The sequence below is a fragment of the Rhodococcus sp. PAMC28707 genome (assembly GCF_004795915.1).
GTDB lineage: Bacteria > Actinomycetota > Actinomycetes > Mycobacteriales > Mycobacteriaceae > Rhodococcoides.
The window spans coordinates 2,340,229-2,361,991 of the sequence record NZ_CP039253.1; the positions used below are offsets into that span (position 1 = coordinate 2,340,229).

Annotated in this window: 19 protein-coding genes and 1 pseudogene; 7 read left to right on the plus strand and 13 right to left on the minus strand. The window is 62.9% G+C overall.

Features of this window, described 5'->3' with window-relative positions; genetic code table 11:
• Window positions 1-272: 272 nt before the first annotated feature.
• From E5720_RS10515 to E5720_RS10550, 7 genes and pseudogenes are all read right to left on the minus strand, one after another.
• The gene (locus tag E5720_RS10515; protein ID WP_136170619.1) at window positions 273-2,315 is read right to left on the minus strand and encodes a PhoX family phosphatase; all 2,043 of its coding nucleotides are present in this window, start codon (window positions 2,313-2,315) and stop codon (window positions 273-275) included.
• Between the two features lie 79 nt (window positions 2,316-2,394).
• Window positions 2,395-3,120 (minus strand): amino acid ABC transporter ATP-binding protein, encoded by a 726-nt coding sequence (locus E5720_RS10520; protein WP_136170620.1) that lies wholly within the window; start codon window positions 3,118-3,120, stop codon window positions 2,395-2,397.
• 3 nt (window positions 3,121-3,123) lie between these two features.
• Window positions 3,124-4,825: pseudogene (locus tag E5720_RS22005) on the minus strand (ABC transporter substrate-binding protein/permease).
• 127 nt (window positions 4,826-4,952) lie between these two features.
• Window positions 4,953-5,717 carry an LLM class F420-dependent oxidoreductase gene (locus E5720_RS10535; RefSeq protein WP_136170623.1) on the minus strand — a complete coding sequence of 255 codons (765 nt, stop codon included), beginning with the start codon at window positions 5,715-5,717 and terminating at the stop codon, window positions 4,953-4,955.
• A gap of 36 nt (window positions 5,718-5,753) precedes the next feature.
• Window positions 5,754-6,218 (minus strand): TIGR04338 family metallohydrolase, encoded by a 465-nt coding sequence (locus E5720_RS10540; protein WP_247596312.1) that lies wholly within the window; start codon window positions 6,216-6,218, stop codon window positions 5,754-5,756.
• A gap of 58 nt (window positions 6,219-6,276) precedes the next feature.
• Entirely contained in the window at window positions 6,277-6,606 is a 330-nt protein-coding gene (locus E5720_RS10545; protein WP_136170625.1) for a TfoX/Sxy family protein, read from the minus strand.
• A gap of 133 nt (window positions 6,607-6,739) precedes the next feature.
• A complete protein-coding gene (locus E5720_RS10550) occupies window positions 6,740-7,558 on the minus strand; it encodes a DUF2786 domain-containing protein (RefSeq protein WP_136170626.1) in 819 nt (272 codons plus the stop codon).
• A gap of 221 nt (window positions 7,559-7,779) precedes the next feature.
• On the opposite strand from E5720_RS10550, the gene E5720_RS10555 reads away from it, so the two are divergent.
• The 4 genes from E5720_RS10555 to E5720_RS10570 are packed head-to-tail and all read left to right on the plus strand — an operon-like array spanning window position 7,780 to window position 11,161.
• Window positions 7,780-9,051 carry an ABC transporter substrate-binding protein gene (locus E5720_RS10555; RefSeq protein WP_136170627.1) on the plus strand — a complete coding sequence of 424 codons (1,272 nt, stop codon included), beginning with the start codon at window positions 7,780-7,782 and terminating at the stop codon, window positions 9,049-9,051.
• A 48-nt stretch (window positions 9,052-9,099) separates the two neighbouring features.
• Window positions 9,100-10,149 carry a sugar ABC transporter permease gene (locus tag E5720_RS10560; RefSeq protein WP_210729994.1) on the plus strand — a complete coding sequence of 350 codons (1,050 nt, stop codon included), beginning with the start codon at window positions 9,100-9,102 and terminating at the stop codon, window positions 10,147-10,149.
• An 11-nt stretch (window positions 10,150-10,160) separates the two neighbouring features.
• Window positions 10,161-10,982 (plus strand): carbohydrate ABC transporter permease, encoded by an 822-nt coding sequence (locus tag E5720_RS10565; RefSeq protein ID WP_136172585.1) that lies wholly within the window; start codon window positions 10,161-10,163, stop codon window positions 10,980-10,982.
• Complete coding sequence (locus E5720_RS10570; RefSeq protein ID WP_136170628.1) at window positions 10,979-11,161, plus strand: hypothetical protein; 183 nt, start codon at window positions 10,979-10,981, stop codon at window positions 11,159-11,161. Before E5720_RS10565 ends, E5720_RS10570 begins: the two co-directional genes overlap by 4 nt.
• A gap of 122 nt (window positions 11,162-11,283) precedes the next feature.
• Here E5720_RS10570 and E5720_RS10575 read toward each other — a convergent pair whose 3' ends face one another.
• Both E5720_RS10575 and E5720_RS10580 read right to left on the minus strand, forming a co-directional pair.
• Entirely contained in the window at window positions 11,284-12,366 is a 1,083-nt protein-coding gene (locus tag E5720_RS10575; RefSeq protein WP_136170629.1) for an inositol-3-phosphate synthase, read from the minus strand.
• Window positions 12,359-12,946: a PadR family transcriptional regulator gene (locus E5720_RS10580; protein ID WP_084345956.1), complete on the minus strand. Its 588-nt coding sequence runs from the start codon at window positions 12,944-12,946 to the stop codon at window positions 12,359-12,361. The genes E5720_RS10575 and E5720_RS10580 overlap by 8 nt, the downstream gene beginning before the upstream one ends.
• A gap of 310 nt (window positions 12,947-13,256) precedes the next feature.
• Here E5720_RS10580 and E5720_RS10585 point away from each other — a divergent pair, with 310 nt between their 5' ends.
• Window positions 13,257-13,667: a DUF5318 family protein gene (locus E5720_RS10585; RefSeq protein WP_247596313.1), complete on the plus strand. Its 411-nt coding sequence runs from the start codon at window positions 13,257-13,259 to the stop codon at window positions 13,665-13,667.
• 191 nt (window positions 13,668-13,858) lie between these two features.
• Here E5720_RS10585 and E5720_RS10590 read toward each other — a convergent pair whose 3' ends face one another.
• Complete coding sequence (locus E5720_RS10590; RefSeq protein WP_136170631.1) at window positions 13,859-14,113, minus strand: hypothetical protein; 255 nt, start codon at window positions 14,111-14,113, stop codon at window positions 13,859-13,861.
• A gap of 296 nt (window positions 14,114-14,409) precedes the next feature.
• Between E5720_RS10590 and E5720_RS10595 the strand changes: the two genes are divergently transcribed.
• Window positions 14,410-16,509 carry a transglycosylase domain-containing protein gene (locus E5720_RS10595; RefSeq protein WP_136172586.1) on the plus strand — a complete coding sequence of 700 codons (2,100 nt, stop codon included), beginning with the start codon at window positions 14,410-14,412 and terminating at the stop codon, window positions 16,507-16,509.
• A 141-nt stretch (window positions 16,510-16,650) separates the two neighbouring features.
• Complete coding sequence (locus tag E5720_RS10600; protein WP_136172587.1) at window positions 16,651-18,117, plus strand: glycosyltransferase 87 family protein; 1,467 nt, start codon at window positions 16,651-16,653, stop codon at window positions 18,115-18,117.
• On the opposite strand, the gene E5720_RS10605 is transcribed toward E5720_RS10600, so the two are convergent.
• The 3 genes from E5720_RS10605 to E5720_RS10615 form a co-directional block, all read right to left on the minus strand.
• Window positions 18,114-19,331 (minus strand): TerD family protein, encoded by a 1,218-nt coding sequence (locus E5720_RS10605; RefSeq protein WP_136172588.1) that lies wholly within the window; start codon window positions 19,329-19,331, stop codon window positions 18,114-18,116. The genes E5720_RS10600 and E5720_RS10605 overlap by 4 nt on opposite strands.
• A 134-nt stretch (window positions 19,332-19,465) precedes the next feature.
• Window positions 19,466-20,242, minus strand: a complete 777-nt coding sequence (locus tag E5720_RS10610; protein WP_136170632.1) for an ESX secretion-associated protein EspG — start codon at window positions 20,240-20,242, stop codon at window positions 19,466-19,468.
• Window positions 20,239-21,729 carry a PPE domain-containing protein gene (locus tag E5720_RS10615; RefSeq protein WP_136170633.1) on the minus strand — a complete coding sequence of 497 codons (1,491 nt, stop codon included), beginning with the start codon at window positions 21,727-21,729 and terminating at the stop codon, window positions 20,239-20,241. Before E5720_RS10615 ends, E5720_RS10610 begins: the two co-directional genes overlap by 4 nt.
• Window positions 21,730-21,763: the final 34 nt, after the last annotated feature.

Below are 21,763 nucleotides of genomic sequence, written 5' to 3' on the forward strand. Positions count from 1 at the left end.
CGGAGCTCGGTACCGGAATGAGACGCTGAGTCTTCGCAAACTGGACGTTGCCCGATACGCCGTCTGCATTAGTGTGGTGAAACCCAACTGCCGGTCTGTCTTACCGAGGTTTACACAAGCATTAACCAGGGGTCAACCGGAAACGGGAACACGCCGCTGCCCCTCGAGAGAAGTCACAGAGGGCGTCGACGGTTTAAATGACGACTACTAGCGAGGAAGGCTCGCACAGCCGCCATCCAGCAGCTATGCGAGCCTCCGGCGCGCGCCAGTGACTAGGTTTTCCAGACTGCAACCACGGCCGGACGCGGCTGAGAATCGCCGCCATCGGGCCAGTGCGACATCGGGTTGTCGGCAGATGCCTCGTCGAACTCACCTGGATGCTGGACTGCGACGACGACGCGCTCGTCCGAAATGATCGGACCGCACGTCTCGCCCCCGGCCGGTACAGTCAGGAACTGACGCGTCTCTCCTCGTCGTTCGCCGTCGAGAACCACCGCGAACAAGCCGTCGTTCGACTCCATAGCGTTGCCGTCCGTCGAGATCCACAGGTTGCCCTTGGAGTCGAAAGCCAGGTTGTCCGGGCACGAGATGGGACTGACCTGAGTTTTGTCGAAGCCGCCGAAATAGGTGTCGGCCTCGTTCGGATCGCCCGCGACGATGAGAAGGTTCCACACGAACGTGGTGCCCGCATGGTCGTCTTCGATCTCGAGGATCTGGCCGTTCTTGTTCTTCGCGCGTGGGTTGGCCTCGTCGGCTGCTGCTTTCCCATCGGTACCGCGCTTGGTGTTGTTGGTCAGGGCTACATAGACCTTCCCGGTCACCGGATTCGGCTCGAAATCCTCTGGCCGGTCCATCTTCGTCGCGCCCACCTTGTCACCGGCCTGACGGGTGAACACCGCCACCTCTTCGGCGGACATCCCGTCGACCAGCGATTCGCCACGGCCGTCGTCGCCGGTACGAAGGAGCGGAATCCACTCGCCCTTCCCGGCGAACTTACCGGCCTTCGGCAGCGTGCCGGTGCCGTCGATCGCGTCGGGGGCGTCGCCGGTGAGTACAGCGACATGCAACGTGCCCGCATCGAGAATCGTCAGATTGTGACGCATCGCTGCTTGACCGTTGCCGGGCATCATCTTTCGGCTGGAGACGAACTTGTACATGTAGTCGAACCGCTCGTCGTCACCGCTGTATGCGACGACGGTACCGTCATCGGTGACGTAGATGGTTGCAGCCTCGTGCTTGAAACGACCGAGTGCCGTGTGCTTGATCGGAACCCCGGTCGGATCCCACGGGTCGACCTCGACGACGTAGCCGAACCGGTTGACCTCGTTGGGTTCCTGGGCCAGATCGAAACGCTTGTCGAAACGTTCCCACTTGCGATCACTGGCCGCGCCCTCTATTCCGTAGCGGGCGAGTCGCTGTGCGGCAACAGGATCGGTGACGGACTCGGCATTTCCGAAGTACTGGTTGATGTTCTCTTCACCGGAAAGCACGGTGCCCCAGGGGGTGAGCCCCCCGGAACAGTTGTTGAACGTTCCGAAGACCTTGGTGCCGGTCGGATCGACGCTCGTCCTGAGAAGATCACTGCCCGCTGCGGGACCGGTCAGCACGAACTCCGTCGTGCCGGTGATGCGACGGTTGTACTTGCCGAGCCCCGGCGTCAGTGCTCCGGAACTGGACCGACCCGTCACCTGGACTACGGAAAGCCCATGTGCGGCAAGAGCGATATCGAACTGCTCACGCGTCGGGTTCTCCGCGTCGTATCCCTTGAACAGAAACGGCTCGGTGGTGTACTCGTGATTGACCACGAGAAGGTAGCCGTTCGGAGTGCCTTCGATCGGCAACAGTCCGGCAAAGTCGTTGTTGTACCCGAACTGCATGCTCTGCGCAGCCGCGGTCTGATTGTCGAAATCGAACGCGGGGGCACCCTCGAGGACCGGATCACCCCACCGAATGATGACGCCCTGCTCGTAGCCCTGAGGAACCACGACGGCATCTTCGGAGTTGGGCTCGACGGCGATGAAGTCGACGCCGTCGACCGGGGGTGTGCTCATCTCGCCGCTCGAACCCGTCGGGCTTGCCTCGTCCGTGCTGCACGCAGCAAGCACGCTTCCGGCGCCGACTGCCACCACGGCCATCGCGCCGCCGCGCAGGACGCCGCGGCGCGTCATCGCAGTCTTGACGATGTCGCCGAAGTACTGGCCCTTCGAGGTGTTCGGGATCTCGTGGAAGCAGGCGTCACCGCACTTGTACTTGCACGTCAAGGAAGAGCGCGCGGAGCTGCCGTCGTGGGTCGAAAGGATCGGTAGAAGCTTCATGCCGCGAACGGTGACAGGTCCAAACGAAAGCGGGGAAACGCCGAGGTGAACGGCAGGCGCTATTTGTGCAGCGCAGTGCCTACAGGACCTGCGAGAGAAACTGCTTCAGCCGATCGGTATGCGGGTCATCGAAAAGTTGTTCCGGGGTACCGGTTTCGATGGCACTCCCGTGATCCATGAACAGCACCTTGTTCGATACCGAACGCGCGAAACCCATTTCGTGCGTGACGACGACCATCGTCATACCGCCGGAGGCGAGGTCGGCCATCAGCGCGAGCACACCCTTGACAAGCTCGGGATCCAGAGCCGATGTTGCCTCGTCGAAGAACATCACCTCGGGTTTCATGGCGAGTGCACGGGCGATGGCGACGCGTTGCTGCTGGCCGCCGGAGAGGTTACCCGGGCGCGAATCTGCCTTGTTCGCAAGACCGACGAGTTCGAGCTGTTCCATCGCCGCAGCGCGCGCCTCATCCTTCGACTGCCCTTTGAGCTTGCGTAGGCCGAGCGCGATATTGTCAGCGACCGTCTTGTGCGGGAACAGGTTGAACTGTTGGAACACCATGCCGATGCGCTGACGCAACTCGTCCGGATTGTCCTTCAACACGGATTTGCCGTCGAGCAGGATGTCACCCTGGTCGGGTTCGTGGAGACGGTTGAGCGCACGGAGCAAGGTCGACTTGCCTGATCCCGAAGGCCCGATAACCGTGGTGGTGCGCCCCGCGTCGACGTGAATATTCACACCTCGGAGCACCTTGTTGGTACCGAAAGCGAGATGAATGTCGGTGCCGGTCAATGAGACAGCCATTACTTACCTCTCCACCACGATTGATACTTCCAAGGGATCGAGCGTGCCCGAGGTGTCGGCCTTACCGGAGCGCATGCGCTTGTCGATGAAGTTGACGAGGTGTGTCAGCGGGATGGTGAGGATCAGATAGAACACGCCCGCCGCCAGCAGCGGCGAGAGATTGCCGGTCTGTGCGGCGGTGTCCTGCCCGACTCGAAACAACTCGCGTTGGGAGGCCAGCAGGCCGAGGAAGTAGATCAGCGAGCTGTCTTTGATCAGCGAGATGAACTGATTGACCGTGGCAGGCAGAACGCGCCTGATGCCCTGGGGCATCACGACCAGGGCCATCGAACGGCGATAGCTGAAACCCAGTGCGCGTGAGGCTTCCATCTGACCCGCATCGACACTTTGGATGCCGGAACGGAAGATTTCACCGAAGTACGCGGCCGACATCAACGACAGTGCCGCGATGCCCAGCGGGAAAGGGCTACGACTGCCGGTCAATTGGGTCAGCGTCGGACCGAAACCGAGACCGATGAGAAGAATGACGACCGCCGCCGGAAGTCCACGAAAGATATCTGTGTACATCCGCGCCGGCCATCGTAGCCAGCGGGAGCGGGAGATGCCCGCCACCGCCAACCCGATCCCGATCACCGTGCCGATCACCCCGGAGGAAGCAGCGAGAATCAGGGTGTTCGGCAATCCGACGGTGATCAGCTTGGGAACGGTGTCCCAGATGAGGTCCCAATCGAAGAACGTGTCGTACAGATTCGACAGTGTGCTCATATCAGCTTGCAGGCAGGACGGAAGCCTTGCTGCCCGGCTTCCAGTCGGCGGGAACCTGGCGTTCGGGGTACCACTCGTTCTCGAGGGTGTTCCACGTCCCGTCGGCGACGACGGCGTCGAGACCGGAGTTGAGAGCGTCGATCAACGGCTGATTGTCCTTGTTCACCGCGTACGCCGTGAAGTTGGTGGTGTTGATCGTCTTCTCGAGGATTGCAACACCGTCCTCGGCCTTGACCTGGCCGGAAGCCTGCTGCGACGGCGCGACCCACGCGTCGATCTGGCCGGACTTCACATTCGCGTACGCGGTGTTGTAATCCGGGAAACGTACCGGCTCGATACCGAGTGTGTTGGTCACGTAATCGTCCTGGACGGTGCCCTGAACCACGCCGATGCGCTGCTCGGTGTCCAGATCGGCGATGGTCTTGATCGCATAGTCGTTCTTGGCGACAAGAGCCATCTCACCGAAGTCGTAACCGTTGGTGAACCCGACGGTTTGGCGACGCGCGTCGGTGGTGGAGATCGACGAGGAACCAGCGTCGTAGACCTTGTTGTTCACCGCGGCGAGCAAGCCGGAGAACTCGGTGGCCGAGAACTCGACGGTCAGGTTCAGCTTGGCGGCGACGGCGCGCAGCAGTTCGTTGTCGAAGCCGGTGAACTTGCCCGACGGGTCGATGAAGATATTCGGCGGAGCGTCGGACAAGGTGCCGACGTACAGCTTGCCCGGTTCGATCAGGCCGATGTTGGCGGTGTCGATCTGATCGAGCGGGGTGACCTCGTCCGTCGTGTACTTGTCGAGGGAAGTCTGATCGGAGCCGGCCAGGGCGTTCTCGCCCGTTCCGCCCGAGCTGTTGTCACTCGAACATGCGACGGCCCCGAGCGTGAGTGCGAGCGTGGCAGCTACTGCGGCCAGGGCGCGGCCGCGTAAACGTCGACTGGTCAAGAGAGAACTCCTCGGTGCGGAAACAAAAGAAATGACGTCCGAGGCTATCGCGAAGCCGCGAGCACCCGGAAATCATATTGCCGCCAAGCTCAACCAGCACTCACCGCAGTCCATTCCCGACCGATCTTCACTGCTGGCTGTTGCGCCACCCGATGGCCTCGTTCAGCTCCGTCATGTCGTACTCCGGACCGCCGATCCCGACGGTGAACAAGGTGGCCCCGGCGTCGAGAAACGCCGGTGCTTTCTCGGTCCCGGGCCACGACACCGACTTCGTGATCACCGAGGTATCGCGCCCGACGGTGACTCCGTGCTCGGCGAGAATCCCGGACTTGCGCTTCAGCTCGTCGAGGTCGGCGAAGCTGTGCCAGATGTGTGCATACTCGGCGACCATCTTGAGCGTCTTCTTCTCCCCGCCCCCACCGATGAGAATAGGAATCTCCCGTGTCGGTGCGGGATTGCCGACAGCCAAACGATTCTTGATGCGAGCGAGGTTCTCGTTCAACAACTTCAGGCGCGAACCCGCTGTGCCGAAGTCGTAGCCGAAGTTGTCGTAGTCCTTCTGGTTCCACCCGGCACCGATGCCCAGGATCAACCGGCCGCCACTCATGTGGTCGACAGTGCGGGCCATATCGGCGAGAAGATCCGGGTTGCGGTAACCACCGCCGGTGACCAGCGCCCCGATCTCCACGTTGGACGTCTGCTCCGCCCACGCGCCCAGCATCGTCCAACATTCGAAGTGGGCGCCGTCTAGGTCGCCGTACAGCGGATAGAAGTGATCCCAGTTGAAGACGATGTCGACACCTGCATCCTCCGCGCGCAGAACCGCGTCGCGGATCATCTGGTAATCGGGTGCGTGCTGGGGCTGGAGTTGAACGCCGATTTTGATAGTCATGATTTCCATGATGCGCCTCATCACAGTGAGCCCGCATCAACCGATCCTCACACCGTTCTCGGCCATGGTGGCGCGCAGTACGAAACCAGCTTCCTGACCGATGATTTCCCCGACCAACGTGACGAATCGATCGACGAACTCCCCTCCGTGGGAGGCAAGACCGGATACCTCTGGTTGCAAGTGGTGCGCAAGTTCGTGCAGTACCACCAGTTCGCGCAGCGCCCACGCCTCGTTGTTGCGGTGCAGAGGCATCGCAATGGTCTGGGTATCCCGCTCGTAGTGCGAAGCGCCGGTGCCCGAACGTTCACGGACCTGCACGACCGATCCGGCGTGCGGCCAGGTTTCGCGAACCCAGTTCAGCGTCAACACCGCGTCGACATAGCTCTGCACCGACTCGATCGACGCAAACTTCCGTTCGATCGGCAGCGTGATGGTCGAACCGAACATCTCGACGGTGCGTAGTCCGCGCTCGTCCGCACGATCGAAGATGACGCGAACCATCGCCTCGGCGTCGTAGACCTTCGATCGTTGTGAGTCCCTGTTCTTCACCGATGCGATTTTATGCCCTGTGGTCCAGTGCCCTGTTCTCCAACGCAACCGCGACCCAGAACTGCAAGTCGGCGCCCCGGGTTCCCTCTGGCGAGACGGTGATCCACCCGGCGCTCATCTTCCGGCCACGCATGCTTGCACGCTGGGCTCCCGGACGGGCGATGAGCTCCTCGGTGCGCGACGGGTCGCATCTGACCAGTAGATCACCGTCGACGGTGGCACCGACGGCGATTTTGCCGCCGATCATGAACTGCAGGCCACCGAACATCTTCTTTTCGACGACCGGTACCGAGGCCAGCGCCGAGCGAATCCGTTCCGCGAGCTGTTCGTCGAAGGACATCGGCGTCAATCTTTCGGTGGTAGGAGAGCGGCAACATCCAGTGTTGCAGGCTGTTCCATCGAGTGGGGCCCGATCGCGCGAACGCCGTCCGCAACCACCCACACGGTGCCTCTACCGTCGACGAGCTGGCCCATCACCTGCCGAGCTGCGTCGAACCGCGCCCCAGCTCGGGCTCACCGCCCAGGCGTGCCGCGCGTCCCGCCCGGTCGCCTGCGGCACGCGCACCGCGGGAGTATCCGGCGTTGGCGGACTGGCTACGCCACGATCCTCGCGCCTTCGACGTCGAGGTATAGAAGTCCTTCAGTTCGATTGCTTTGTTACGCAACACCACTGCGGTTCCGGCACCGCGGCTCTCCTCTTCGATCGCCTTTGTCTCGGCCTCCTGCTTGACGCTCTCGAGCCGCTTTCCGATGCGCTCGGCGAAAGCCGTCTGGAAATTGAGCCGGGCCGTGACGCCGGCAACGACGACAACTTCTTGGCGTTTGTACTTTTTCCGACCGATGGTTTCCGTGACAGTGCGTACGGCCGTTTCGTTCCGGTATGCGCCCGACTTGATATACGTATCCGAGGCTCGGACCATCTGGATCAGCAGGCTCGAATACAGTGCCTCGCAGGTGTCGATGTCGGAGTCGAAGCCGTATGCGAAGACCTGAGTCGACGATTGCGAGATGTCACACTTCACGTCGTTCGCGAAGGCGATGACGAGGAACAACTTCACGAACGTGCGAAGCCCCTTCTTGCCGGCCTCGCCGATCCTGATGACGCGTTGGGCCGGTGCCACCTGCTTCTCGCGGGAAGCGTTGTGCGAACGCGCAACGGCAAGGTCGATCGACGTCGCCGTTGCCAACCGCTGGGCGGCCTCCATAAAGGCCTCGGCCTCGTGCGGGTTGTCGGTGGACTCGGCTTGGCGCAGCAGTCCGCCGATGCGGGTCAACATCTTGTCCGAACTCACCGGTAGGACGCTACAACGCCCCACCGACAACTCGGTTGACCGATTCAGGAGGGACGAAATCACGCCTATCGGGTGAGTTGTGTGCCAGAGTGCGTATCGACATGTGCGTCGGGGGCAGCACAGTTGGTACATCACTGTGGTCGAACTCACTGCGGGTCAGGATCACTGTGATCGTCCCCGACGCATACCAACGTGTACGAAGTTAGTGGAGAGATACAACAATGGCGTCTTTGATCTCGAAGGTAGCGGTGCTGGCGACAGCCGCAACGCTGCTGACGCTGACCGCGTGTTCCAGTGACAGCGGTTCCAGCGATTCCGCGTCGGAAAACTCCGACGGCCGCGGCCCCATCACCTACGTCGAAGGCAAGGACACCACCGAAACCGGTGTCGTCAAGCAGATCATCGACGAGTGGAACTCGACCCACCCGGACGAGCAGGTCACGTTCAAGGAGCAGTCCAACGACGCCGACCAGGCCCATGACGACCTGGTCCAGCATCTTCAGGCTGAGCAGAGCGACTACGACGTGATGGCGCTCGACGTCATCTGGACAGCAGAGTTCGCAGCCAAGGGATGGCTCGTTCCGCTCGAAGGCGAGTTCGCGCTCGACAATGCGGGCATCCTGCCCTCGACCGTCAAGAGCGCCACCTACAACGGCACCCAGTACGCCGCCCCGAAGAACACCAATGGCGGTCTGCTGTTCTACCGCAGCGACCTGCTGCCGAAGGCGCCCACCACGTGGGCCGAGCTGACCAACGACTGTGCGGTCGCCAAGACCAACAACATCGACTGCTACGCAGGTCAGTTCGCGTCGTACGAGGGTCTTACGGTCAACACGTCGGAGATCATCAACGCATACGGCGGATCGTTCGTCGGCGAAGACGGCAAGACTCCGACCGTCGACAGCCCGGAAGCAAAGGCGGGCCTGCAGGCTCTCGTCACCGCTTTCGAGACCGGAGTCATCCCGGCGCAGGACACCACGTTCAAGGAGCCCGAGAGCCAGCAGGCATTCGAGGACGGGAAGGCCCTGTTCCTGCGTAACTGGCCGTACGTCTACGGCACCGCAGCCAAGGAAGGCTCTGCCGTTGCAGGCAAGTACGCCGTAGCGCCGTTGCCCGGCGCAACCGGCGTCGGAACCTCGACGCTCGGCGGCTACAACGCTGCCATCAGCGAATTCTCCGAGAACAAGGCAACTTCCGCCGACTTCTTGCGATTCCTTCAGGGTGAGCAGGCCCAGCGCATCATCGCCGAGGGTGCACTTCCGCCCGTGCTCGGCTCGCTCTACGACGACCCGGCCCTCATCGCCGAGATGCCGTACCTGCCGGCGCTGAAGCTGTCGATCGAGAACGCTGTTCCTCGTCCCGTCAGCCCGTTCTACCCGGCCGTATCGAAGGCCGTGCAGGACAACACGTTTGCAGCAATCAAGGGTGAGAAGTCGGTCGATGCGGCCATCACGGACATGCAGGCCGGCATCGAGTCCGCCGGTTCCAACTAGCTCGTCCGTTCACCACCGTTCTTTCGAAGCATTACAGGAGAACACACGATGGCTGTACCTACTGGTCAAGCCAGTGGGGCTGTAGACACGGCCGCGGCCGGGGGAGAATCCCCCGGCCGCGGCCGGCATACACGCACCGAGAAGAAAGCAAAGTTCGGGCTCTCCAGTGGGCGAGCGTGGCTACTGATAGCACCGACGCTGATCATCCTGGCCATAGTCATCGCGTACCCCGTCGTACGTGCGGTCATCATGTCCTTTCAGAAGGACGCGGGCCTCGACCCGGCGACCGGCATGTTCGTCAAGGGAGGCAGTGCAGGGTTCTCCAACTACACGCATTGGATTCTGCAGCAGTGCACTTCCGCGTCGGGGACGCTTGTTCCGTGCCCGCCCGGCACGCTCGGCTCTCAGTTCTGGGGAGCGGTAGGCAACACCGCCTTCTTCACGGTGGTGACGGTATCCATCGAGGTCGTCATCGGCTTCGGGATGGCTGTCATCATGGGTAAGACTTTCGCCGGACGCGCACTGCTGCGCGCCGCGATTCTGATTCCGTGGGCTATCCCGACGGCGGTGACAGCGAAGCTCTGGTACTTCATCTTCGCCTACGACGGTATCGCCAACAAGCTTCTCGGTACCAACATTCTGTGGACCGGTGATGCCTGGCCCGCACGCTTCGCGGTCATCATCGCCGACGTATGGAAGACGACGCCGTTCATGGCGCTGCTCATTCTTGCCGGGTTGCAAATGATTCCGGCCGACGTCTACGAAGCTGCGCGAGTGGACGGTGCGTCGGCGTGGCAGCGGCTGACGAAGATCACCTTGCCGCTGGTGAAACCGGCGCTGATGGTGGCGATCCTGTTCCGCACGATGGATGCGCTCAGAATGTACGACCTGCCTGCCATTCTCACCGAAGGCAACCCGGCTACCCGCACCATTTCCATTCTGGTGGTGGAGCAGATCCGGCAGGGATTCAACAGTGCCGCGTCGCTCTCGACCATCTCGTTCATCATGATCTTCATGGTCGCGTTCATCCTGGTGAAGTTCCTCGGAGCCAATGCGGTTGCCACGCAGGAGAATCAGCGTAAGGGTGTGGTCCGATGAAAAGTACTGCGATGAAAACTGCTCGCATCTATCTCGGCGTCGCGATCATCCTGATCTGGGGTCTGGCACCGTTCTACTGGATGGTCGTGACCGCGCTACGAGATCCGCGCTACACCTTCGATACGACGCCGTGGCCGACGCATGTGACGATGGAGAATTTCTCCAACGCGTTGTCGACGAGCAACGGCAACAACTTCGTTCGAGCGGTGATCAACAGCCTGATCATCGGCGGCGCAACCACTCTCGTTGCGCTCGTCATCGGAATCTTCTCCGCGTATGCGCTCTCGCGGATCGACTTTCGGTTCAAGTACATCGTCGTCGGTATCGTGCTCGGCGCCTCGATGTTCCCGGTCGTGGCATTGGTGACGCCGCTGTTCCAATTCTTCACCGACATCGGGTGGATCGGTACCTACCAGGCGATGATCATCCCGAACATTTCGTTCGTGCTGCCGCTGACTATTTACACTCTGGCCGCGTTCTTCGCCGAATTGCCTTGGGAGCTGGAAGAAGCCGCCCGTATCGATGGTGCCGGACGCTTTCAGGCGTTCCGGCTGGTCATGTTGCCGCTCGCAGCACCGGCGTTGTTCACCACTGCCATCCTCGCCTTCATCGCGGCCGTCAACGAATATCTTTTGGCAAGTCAACTCTCCAGTGACAAGACCGAACCAGTGACGGTGGCGATCGCCCGGTTCTCCGGCAACGACCCGCATGTGGTTCCGTATGCGGCGATCATGGCGGCGGGCACCATCGTCGCGATCCCGCTGCTGATCATGGTCCTGCTGTTCCAGCGTCGTATCATCTCGGGCCTGACTGCAGGCGGAGTCAAGTCGTGACTGCGGGCGATCACCTGCAGATGCTGGCGGGCATTCTGGGGTTCTTCGCGCTGATGGCGTTCGTGGCTGCAGTAGCAGGCATCGTCGGAGGAGATCCGAGCGTATGGGCGTCGGTCGTCCTGCTCGGACTGCTTGTCGCCCTTGCCTTCGTCATCCGCAAGCTGAAGGTCTCACGCTAGGGTCTTCGCTCCTGCCCAAGATCCATGGGCGGTGAAATCTTTCACTACACAGCATTCTGCCCGGGTGCCCATGGTCGTCAGTGGAGACCGAACATGGGCACCCGGGCAGGAAGCGAAGCTGATTACGCGTCGATGATGAACGCTTCGAGCTGTGTGCGCGCGACGTCGTCGGCAAGCTGCTTGGGCGGGCTCTTCATCAGGTAAGCAGACGCCGGGATGACCGGTCCGCCGATGCCGCGATCGAGGGCGATCTTCGCTGCGCGAACCGCATCGATGATGACGCCGGCCGAGTTGGGCGAGTCCCATACCTCGAGCTTGTACTCGAGGCTCAGTGGCACGTCGCCGAAGGCGCGGCCTTCGAGGCGAACATAGGCCCACTTGCGGTCATCCAACCAGCCGACGTGGTCGGAAGGTCCGATGTGAACGTCCTTGGCGTTGAACTCCTTCTGGAGGTTCGACGTCACGGCCTGGGTCTTGGAGATCTTCTTCGACTCGAGGCGGGTGCGCTCGAGCATGTTGAGGAAGTCCATGTTGCCGCCGACGTTGAGCTGCATGGTCCGGTCGAGCTGGACGCCGCGATCTTCGAACAGTTTCGCCATGACGCGGTGCGTGATGGTGGCGCCGACCTGGCTCTTGATGTCGTCGCCGACGATGGGGACGCCTGCGTCTTCGAACTTCTTGGCCCAGACGGGGTCACTGGCGATGAAGACGGGCAGAGCGTTGACGAATGCGACGCCTGCGTCGATCGATGCCTGCGCGTAGAACTTGTCGGCTTCTTCGGATCCGACGGGAAGGTAGGAGACGAGGACGTCGACCTTCGCGTCGCGGAGGGCCTGGGCAACGTCGACTGCTTCGGCGTCTGCCTCGGTGATGGTCTCGCGGTAGTACTTGCCGAGTCCGTCGAGAGTCGGTCCGCGCAGGACCGGAACGTTCTTCGGCGGCACGTCGGCGATCTTGATCGTGTTGTTCTCGCTGGAGAAGATCGCGTCGGAGAGATCGAAGCCGACCTTCTTGGCGTCTACGTCGAACGCGGCGACGAACTCGACGTCGCGGACGTGGTACTTGCCGAACTTGACGTGCATGAGGCCGGGAACGGTGGTGTTCTCGTCGGCATTCCTGTAGTACTCCACGCCCTGGACCAGGGATGAGGCGCAGTTGCCCACACCCACAATGGCCACGCGGATGGCGTTGCTGTTCTCACCCATGGTCGGGTTCTCCTTCTGTCTTGGAAACATTGTTCGGATTCGTGGTGGAGGTGACGGACGGGCCCGCCTGCTCGGCTGCGATTACTTCGTTGAGCCACCGCACTTCGCGATCGCTCGATTCGAGGCCGAGTTGGTGAAGCTGACTGGTGTACCGGTCGAGCGTCCCGTTGGCTCGCCCCACGGCGTCGCGGAGTCCTTCACGGCGCTCCTCGACCTGACGTCGCCTGCCTTCGAGGATGCGCACCCGGGCTTCTGCCGGTGTGCGACTGAAGAAGGCGAGGTGGACGCCGAATCCGTCGTCGGTGTAGTTCTGTGGTCCGGTGTCGGCAACCAACTCTGCAAAGCGCTTCTTACCTTGCGGAGTGAGCTCGTACACACGCCGTGCCCGACGTTTCACGAGGGTGTCCGGCCCCGCATCCTCGGCAATCAACCCGTCCGCCTGTAGGCGGCGTAAGGCTGGGTACAACGAGCCGTACGAGAAGGCTCGAAATGCACCGAGGAGTCCGGTCAGACGCTTGCGGAGTTCGTATCCGTGCATCGGTGCTTCGAGGAGCAAACCGAGGATTGCGAGCTCGAGCATGCGACCCTCCTCCTCTGATGTCTGTACCGCAATGTGCTGATGCGCTTCCCAAGCATATACACATAATGTATCGAGCCGATATATGTGTCGACATATCCGTGCCTCCGGTTCGCCGAGATTCAGTTCGAAGGTCGCCCGCGAGACCTGTGCGCATCGCCACAGGTAAGCGCTTCGGCACAGGTGAAGCGTCGTGGGCGGGGTCGATTCGAGCGAGAGATGGCCTGTCGTTGTCACATCAGAGTCGGGATGCCCGGTTCGCATGTCTGGCGCCGCACGTACTCTGGTCCTCGTGCGACTTCAGCGACAGGTGGTGGACTACGCCCTTCAGCGACGGTCACTGCTCGCCGAGGTGTATTCGGGCAGGACCGGCGTGGCCGCAGTGTGTGACGCCGATCCCTATCTACTGCGTGCGGCCAAGTTTCACGGCCGCGGTAGCGACGTCGCATGCCCGATCTGCCGCAAGGAGCAGCTCACCCTCGTCTCGTGGGTGTTCGGCGAGAAGCTGGGGACACTCTCGGGTTCGGCGCGCACGGCGGACGAACTCGTTCGCCTCGCGGCGACGCAGGAGGAGTTTTCGGTTCACGTCGTCGAAGTCTGCCGTTCCTGCAGTTGGAATCACCTGGTTCAGTCCTATGTACTGGGTGCAGTTCCCACCCCGAAGCAACCGCGACGGCCCCGATCGGGATCTCGCGAACCGAACCGTCGAACAGCGAGCGAGTGACACACATCGCGTCGCTGACAACCCCGGTCGGCATACGGATGTGCCAGCCGCAACCACTGGAGACCTGTACGTGAGTTCCCCCTACGACCACACGCCTGGTGGCAGCGACAACACACCTCGCGGCAGCGACAACACCCCCGGCGCCGGCGGCCCGCCTCCCGGCCGTCCACCCATGGGCCCACCTTCCGGTGTTAGACGTGATGCGCAGGGCCGACCGCTGGGTCCACCTCCGGGACGGCCACAGGGTCCACCGCAGGGTCGGCCACAGGGTCCACCGCCAGGAGGCCAACAGGGTCCACCGCAGGGTCGGCCACAGGGTCGGCCACAGGGTCCGCCGCCAGGAGGCCAACAGGGTCCGCCGCTACGGCCACAGGGTCCCCCGCCGCAGACTGGTCGACCCGTACCGGGCGGGCCGTCGCAAGCGGGCCGACCGACGAGCGGTCCACCCATGAGCGGTCCACCTACGGGCCGTCCACCGACAGGCCGTCCACCTACGGGTAATGGCCCGGCTGGTCCACCGCCCAGTCGCCCGCCGCTGCCCAATCGCGGCCCTGAAACGGGTCCGCCCATTGCACGCGGTGCCGGTGGTCTTCCACCGACCGGACCGCCGGACAACCTGCCCCCACGTTCTTCGGGCAATGAACCGCCCGAACCGCCCGAGAGAGGTTCCGCCGCGAACACGAAGAAGAAGTCCAAGTGGCGGCCCGTCCGTCGCACGCTGTATGCGCTGATCGCGTTGGGGATGATCATTCCGATTCTGACGTTCATGGTGGCCTACACGGTCGAGGACGTCCCACGCCCGGGCGACATCAAGACCAACCAGGTCGCCACCATTTTGGCGTCCGATGGTTCGAGTGTGCTCGGTAGGGTCGTGCCCCCCGAGGGCAATCGCACCGATGTCTCGATCGAGCAGGTGCCGGTGCACGTACGCAACGCAGTGCTGTCAGCGGAGGACAGGGACTTCTACTCCAACCCCGGCTTCTCGGTCACCGGCTTCGGACGCGCATTGCGTGACAACGTTCTCGGACGCGACAGTGCGGGTGGTGGCTCGACCATCACCCAGCAGTACGTCAAGAATGCCCTTGTCGGATCCGAACGCACCTTGACACGAAAGATGCGCGAGCTCGTCATCTCCTCGAAGATGGCTCGTCAGTGGTCCAAGGACGACATCCTGGCGGCATACCTGAACACGATCTACTTCGGCCGAGGTGCGTACGGCATCGCGGCCGCGTCGACGGCGTATTTCGGCAAGCCGGTCGATCAGTTGACCGTCGAAGAAGGTGCCGTATTGGCGGCCACCATTCAGCAGCCGTCCGGCCTCGACCCCGAGTTCAACCCCACCGGTGCTCAGACGCGGTGGAACTACGTGCTCGACGGCATGGTTGCGCAGGGCAACCTGGAGCAGGCGCAGCGTGCGGCGATGCAGTATCCACGGTGGATTCCAGGTTCGCAGGCCGACACCGGTGACAGTGACTCCGGCCCCAACGGGCTGATCAAGGCTCAGGTCCTACGTGAATTGTCGGCGGCGGGTGTCAGTGAACAGGACCTCAACACCGAGGGATTGCAGATCACCACGACGATCGATCCGGTGGCGCAAGCTGCAGTGATCGATGCGGTCGATTCGAACATGGAGGGTGAACCCTCCGAGCTGCGCGCGGCGTCGGTTTCGATCGACCCACGCACGGGTGCGGTCAAGTCCTATTACGGAGGCTCGGACGGCGGCGGATTCGACTTCGCCCAGTCGGGCCTGCAGACGGGGTCCTCGTTCAAGGTCTTCGGCCTTGCAGCGGCACTGGATCAGGGCATTCCGCTTTCGCAGATGTTCGACAGCTCACCGCTTACCGTCAACGGCATCCCCATCAGCAATGTCGAGGGCGAATCCTGCGGAACGTGCACCATTGCAGAGGCCCTCAAACGCTCTCTCAACACGAGCTTCTACCGCTTGCAATTGTCGATGGACAACGGTTCGCAGGCGATCGCCGACATGGCACACAAGCTCGGAATCCCCGAGGAGATCCCGGGCGTAGGTCCGACGTTGACCGAGCCGGGCGGTGCCGGACCGAACAACGGAATCGTGCTCGGCCAGTACCAGTCTCGCGTGATCGACATGGCTTCGTCCTATGCGACGCTCGCTGCGTCGGGCGTCTATCACGCGCCGCACTTCGTGGAGCGCGTCGTCACGGCCGACGGAACGGTCCTGTTGGATCGGGGTGCAGAGGCAGGCGAGCAGGTCACCTCCGCCGCTGTTGCGGACAACGTCACCGCTGCGATGCGGCCGATTGCCGGATACTCCAAGGGCCACAACCTGGCCGGCGGCCGTCAATCCGCAGCGAAGACGGGTACTGCACAGCTCGGCGATACCGGCGAGAACAAGGATGCCTGGATGGTCGGGTATACCCCCTCGCTGTCGACGGCAGTATGGGTGGGAACCGAACAGGGACTTCCGCTGCAGAACAGCTACGGCGGATCGATCTACGGTTCCGGACTCCCATCGGACATCTGGAAGGACACGATGGACGCCTCGTTGGAAGGAACGTCCAACGAGTCCTTCCCGACGCCGGAGCCGATCGCCGGTCAGGCTGGTGTGCCGCAGTACTCGGCTCCCGCCGCCCCGTCCACGACACCCAGCGCAGTAGTGGTGACGCCACCACCGCCGATCACGTTGCCGATCCCGACGGAGATTTTGCCGCCCGTCGTGATCACACCGCGCCAGGTCGAGATCCTTCCGGGGGTGACGATTCCGCTACCCGGTCTCGCACCGGCCCCGGCGCAGTCGCCGACGACCGAACCCGCCACACCACAGACGCCCCAAGAAGAGCTCGCACCGGTGCCGGCTCGGTAGCGTGACGGGGTGAGCGACGACAGAGCCATCGAACCCGGAGCCATCGAACCAGGGGCGAGGAAAGTCGTCGCGAGCCCGGGGCCATTGGCACCCGACCGCTCCTCGAACGTGGCCCGAGACCTCCCGGGCGCGAACGACCCGATGACCGCAGAGTTCGCTGCGGTCATCGGTGGGTCGGCGGGGAAGCACGCGCTGATCGGCCGGCAGCGATTTCTGACACCGCTTCGGGTGGTGTTGCTCCTCGCCGTGCTGTTTCTGAGCTTCGGTTGGTTCGCCAAGGCCGGCTGTATTCAACAGGCGCCCAACGGACCAGAGGGATCGATTGGTCTCGACTGGAGTGGCAGCCGTCAGTACGTTGCAATGTGCTATTCCGACACCGTTCCGTTGTACGGCGCAGAGCGCTTGGATCAGGGTGCCTTCCCGTACAAGAAGTCATGGGAAGAAGTGGCCGCGGACGGAACCACTCAGATTCGCTACATGGAGTATCCGGTCCTGTCGGGGATGTATCAGTACGGCTCGATGGTCGTGGCCAAGGCGTGGAGTTCGATTTCCTGGCTGCCGCAGGCGCTCTCGGTGGTGATCTACTTCAATGTCGTCGCGATCGGGTTGGCCCTTGCATGGTTGGTCACCGTCTGGGCGACAGCGATGTCGGCCGGTCGGCGCATCTGGGATGCGGCGCTCGTGGCGGGTTCACCGCTGGTCATCGTGCACGGTTTCACCAATTTCGACGCGCTGGCAACCGCTTTTGCTGCCGTAGGAATCTTGGCTTGGGGTAAGAAGCGACCCGTGCTGGCCGGTGTCCTGCTCGGTCTCGGTGGCGCGACCAAGTTGTATCCCCTGCTTCTCCTCGGCCCGCTACTCGTATTGTGTTGGCGCGCTGGGAAAATGCGCGAATGGTCCCTGGCCGCCGGTGCCGCACTCGGAGCCTGGCTGGCTGTCAATCTTCCTATCGCACTTCTGTTTCCGAGCGGATGGTCGGAGTTCTTTCGGCTCAACTCCATGCGCGCTGCCGATCCGGATTCGATCTACAACGTCATCTCGTCGTTCACCGGATGGGCTGGATTCGACGGAACCCTGTATCCGGGTGACAAGCCTCTGTTCCTCAATGCCGTCACAATGGTGCTGTTCGTTGCCGTGTGCGCCGGTATCGCCTACATAGCGATGAATGCGCCGATGCGTCCGCGATTGGCACAGCTGAGCTTCCTGGTCGTCGCCGGGTTCCTGCTGACCAACAAGGTGTGGAGTCCGCAGTACTCACTGTGGCTCGTGCCGCTGGCTGTGCTCGCGCTACCGCATCGAAGAGTGCTGTTGGCCTGGATGGCGATCGACGCCTTCGTCTGGTTCCCCCGGATGTACTACTACCTCGGTGTCGCTGACAAGGGTGTCCCGGAGCAGTGGTTCACCACTGCCGTCGTGGTGCGTGACATTGCCGTGATCGCACTGTGCGCGTTGATAGTTCGCCAGATCTATCGCCCGGAAGAGGATCTCGTGAGATTGGGCGGGGTGGACGATCCGGTGGGTGGAGTGCTCGACCACGCACCGGATACGCATCGGGTCACGAAAACCACCGCACCGCAGGCGGGTTCCGTGCCCATGCGAGTGGACTAGATGTACTTTCCGAGATGCGGAACGGCTTCGCCTGCGTGCTTGGCGGCGATGCCGTCACCGATGGCCTGAAGCTTCCAGTTACCACCCTCGCGGTAAACCTTTGCCATGACGAGGCCGGTGAAGGGCATCCCGCCCTGGAGCGTGAAGCGGGCGAGCTCGGCGTTGTTGGTGTCGTCGACGAGGCGGCAGAATGCGTTCTCGACCTGCTCGAAAGTTTGTCCTCGGTACGAGGTCACCGTGAACACGATCGCGGTCACATTCGCGGGAACACGCGTGAGGTCGACATTCACTACCTCGTCGTCGCCTTCGCCGGCACCGGTCAGGTTGTCGCCCTGGTGCAGGATCGACCCGTCCTTGGCCTTCAGCTGGCCGTAATACACGACGTCTGCCACGTTGCGCCCGGCGAACATGATCGCCGACGCGTCCAGGTCGATGGCCCCGCTGCGTCCGCCACCGCCGAAGAAGCCGGTCTTCTTGGGCGCGGCCACCGGGTCCCATCCCAGACCCATCCGGATCTTCGTCAGCGCGACGCCACCGTCCTTGCGCAGGGTGACCTTTTGACCCTTCGTCAGGCTGACCGGACGGGCTTTCGTCAAATTGACCTCGGAGGGGCCGGACGGCGGTGTTGTCGGCGCGGGTGGTGTCGGCGCGGGAGGAGCGGGGGCTGCGGGAGGAGCGGGGGCTGCGGGAGGAGCGGGGGCTGCCGGTTGCGCGGCGGGAGCGTCGTCGACGGACACACCGTGGTCGGTGACCAATGCGGCGAAACCACCGGAGTAGCCCTGTCCTACTGCCCGAACTTTCCACGTGCCCGAGCGTCGATACACCTCGACAGCGATCACGATGGACTCACTGCTCAGGCCGTCGACGACATACTCGTACAAGACATTGCCCTGCGCGTCGGCGATGCGAGCGGTCGGCGGGGCGGCTCGGCCGAAGCTGCTCGACGCGTCGTCGAGGGTTATGACTGCGCGGATCTGTTCGATATCGGCGGGGATCTCGGTCAGTGCAATCGACAACTGTCCGGGTTGTCCAGCGGCACCGGGGCCCAGAGAGACACCAGGTCCGGTCGGCTGATTGAAGAAGACGAAGTCCGCGTCGGTGCGGACTTTGCCGTCCCCGGTTACCAGGAGTGCCGACAGGTCGGCAGGAGCGTTGAGCTGCACGGATACGACCACTTTGTTCACGGTGATCGGACCGTTTTGTCCCTTCGCCAAGGGCTGACCGGCTGGAGCAGACAATGTGTGTCCTTTTCGATGAGAGCGGCTCGTGAAGTGCGCACACCAATGTACGGGGTCGAAATGTCCGAATGCTGTGGACGAAGTTCCACAACCCGTGTCCGTCGCCGGCTTCAGGTCTCGGCTACCACCTCTGCGGCGAGCCTTCGAACTTCCGCGGCCACGTCGGAATCGGAGGCGGGAATGACGCTGACAGTAGAACCGGACCGGACCAGGTATCGACCGTCATCGGCATTGTCGACCCAGTGAAAACCAGCCAAGTCCTTTTCCACTCGATTGTCGGTGGCTTTGCCAGGGCAGATGAGGATTTCGCCTGCGCTGGTTCGACGTCGGGCCAGAAGCCGGTCGAAGTGCTCCCTGGACGTCGACCCTGTGGAGTTCTCGAACACGACCGAGTTCGCGGTCGATTGTCCGATCGGAGAAGGCCTCGGGATGTCGATGCGAGGGTTGGTGCCCTTCGGGGATTCGGGCAGCGCGTCGAGTACTCGATTCACGGCGCGATACGAGGCGACCAAGCGGACCGTCACCGGGCCGCCGGAGGAATCATCGATTCCGGGTTGTTGGATCAGCACAGCTGCACTGTCGTGTCGGATCGCGGCATGGCCACGGATCTTGACGTCCGCGGAACCGTCCGCTGCACTCTTGCTCCTCGTATGGCCGACGACTTCGATTCGAAGCCGTGGGTCGAGAAGGATCCGTCCGGCCTCGCGCAGGTCTTCGTCCATCTTCGTCGCGATGCCTATCGACGCCTCGTGGCATCGACGGTGATATTCGGCTGCCGAGCTTGCCGTCGCACGAATTTGCAATGGGAACGGCAATCGATCGCGGCCGAACTGTTCCATCATGACCCGAAACTCGAGGCCGGTCATGGTCCACTCGCGTTCGTTCACCCGCCGAGCACCGGTGGAACGACAAGTGGCAGCGTGCCGATCAATTCGTCTCCATTGACGGCATCGACCAGATAGCCGGGCGTCTTGTGGACGTCGTCTGCGCCCCCCGGACCACCGCGACCTGCGCCAGGCGACATTCCGCCCATTCCAGGGGCACCGGCACGGCCGGGAGCCGTACCGGATCCTCCGGTTGATCCCTGGCCCCCAGCGGCGGCACCGCCCTGGCCGGGAGCCCCGAGAACCGAGCCTCCGACCCCAGGGCGATTGAACCCACCCGAGCCCGAACCACCCGAGCCCGAACCGCCGGAGCCCCCGCCGAACCGAGAACCGGTACCGCCTGAACTGCCGCCCCGGGCACCCGATCCGCCGGCACCTGACCTGCCGGGACCTGAACCGCCTGGACCTGACCCGCCTGGACCTGACCTTTGGGGACCACCGAGTGGACTGCCCAGTACCGAGCCACCGGGTGAGGACCCCGCTGGTGGTGATCCCGGGGGTGCATTCGACCCTTGCTGCGCCCCGGCCGGACCGGTCGGCGGCTGCGCCGACTGTGGTGCCTCACTGGGCGCCCAACTCGACGCCTCTGTCCCGGTGTCCTGTGCATCCGATGCGGGAGATCGAAGAGCACCGCCGTCGGAGGCGGGTGAACCGGTCTGCCCCGAAGCACCATTTCCATTTCCATTTCCGGATCCGGGCCCGGTGGCCGAAGCGTCCGATCGAGGAAAGGGTTGCGCGTCGAAGCCGGGGCCCTTGGTGCCCGGTCGGTACCTGCCTGCGTCACCCGCGCCACCGTCGGTGACCGGATCGAGCGCGGTCGGCAGAATCGGAACTTGGTCGTCGGATTGATGTACGACCGGCATGTACACACTGCGCATGACCTGGCGCGCAGCTTCTTCGGCCTCTTCACGTGCGTGTTGGGCCTGCTTCAACACACCGGGCACGAGAAAACCAGGAGTCGCGTCGAGCACTTTCTCGAACGGGCCGGTAGGCAGCGGAGGCGGAACGCTCGCCTTGGTCTGCTGAAGACCCGTATATGCCTCGAGCAGCTTGTTCGCCACGAGATGCGCAGTCGTCTTCAACTCTGCGGTCGACTTCGTGTACGCCTGCACACCGTCGACTGCGGCGGTGGCTGATGGGCCCTGCCAGCTGGTGCTGTTCACCGCGGCCATTGCCTGAGCGAACTGATCGGCGCCCTCGGCCGCGTGGGCTCCGATCGCTCGCCAGTTGTTGGAGGACTCCCCGGCCCGTTCAGGTTGGAACTGCTCGACTTTCCCGAAGATCTCCCCATGCGACATTGCATCGAACGGGTCGTCGTCGAACACTGCCTTGGGCTCGTAGCCGCCGCCGTAAGCGTAACTGTCTCGCTCTTGATAGATGACGGCACGAGTCAGATCGCCGAACTCCTGCGCCGACATGTCACCGAACCCGCTGATGCTCTCGAGTGTGCGCAGGGTCTGCTGCAGTTCTTCCGAAGGATCACCGCTCATGGATGGTGCTCCGGAACATGCGTCGGCGTAGAAC

Excerpts from the sequence above, each read along its gene's own strand:
- E5720_RS10535 (WP_136170623.1), bottom strand. The coding sequence starts at position 5,717 with ATGACTATCAAAATCGGCGTTCAACTCCAGCCCCAGCACGCACCCGAT.
- E5720_RS10580 (WP_084345956.1), bottom strand. The coding sequence starts at position 12,946 with ATGCTCGAGCTCGCAATCCTCGGTTTGCTCCTCGAAGCACCGATGCAC.
- E5720_RS10595 (WP_136172586.1), top strand. The coding sequence starts at position 14,410 with ATGATCATTCCGATTCTGACGTTCATGGTGGCCTACACGGTCGAGGAC.
- E5720_RS10520 (WP_136170620.1), bottom strand. The coding sequence starts at position 3,120 with ATGGCTGTCTCATTGACCGGCACCGACATTCATCTCGCTTTCGGTACC.
- E5720_RS10600 (WP_136172587.1), top strand. The coding sequence starts at position 16,651 with ATGACCGCAGAGTTCGCTGCGGTCATCGGTGGGTCGGCGGGGAAGCAC.
- E5720_RS10575 (WP_136170629.1), bottom strand. The coding sequence starts at position 12,366 with ATGGGTGAGAACAGCAACGCCATCCGCGTGGCCATTGTGGGTGTGGGC.
- E5720_RS10540 (WP_247596312.1), bottom strand. The coding sequence starts at position 6,218 with ATGGTTCGCGTCATCTTCGATCGTGCGGACGAGCGCGGACTACGCACC.
- E5720_RS10565 (WP_136172585.1), top strand. The coding sequence starts at position 10,161 with ATGAAAACTGCTCGCATCTATCTCGGCGTCGCGATCATCCTGATCTGG.
- E5720_RS10515 (WP_136170619.1), bottom strand. The coding sequence starts at position 2,315 with ATGAAGCTTCTACCGATCCTTTCGACCCACGACGGCAGCTCCGCGCGC.
- E5720_RS10545 (WP_136170625.1), bottom strand. The coding sequence starts at position 6,606 with ATGTCCTTCGACGAACAGCTCGCGGAACGGATTCGCTCGGCGCTGGCC.
- E5720_RS10560 (WP_210729994.1), top strand. The coding sequence starts at position 9,100 with ATGGCTGTACCTACTGGTCAAGCCAGTGGGGCTGTAGACACGGCCGCG.
- E5720_RS10615 (WP_136170633.1), bottom strand. The coding sequence starts at position 21,729 with ATGAGCGGTGATCCTTCGGAAGAACTGCAGCAGACCCTGCGCACACTC.
- E5720_RS10555 (WP_136170627.1), top strand. The coding sequence starts at position 7,780 with ATGGCGTCTTTGATCTCGAAGGTAGCGGTGCTGGCGACAGCCGCAACG.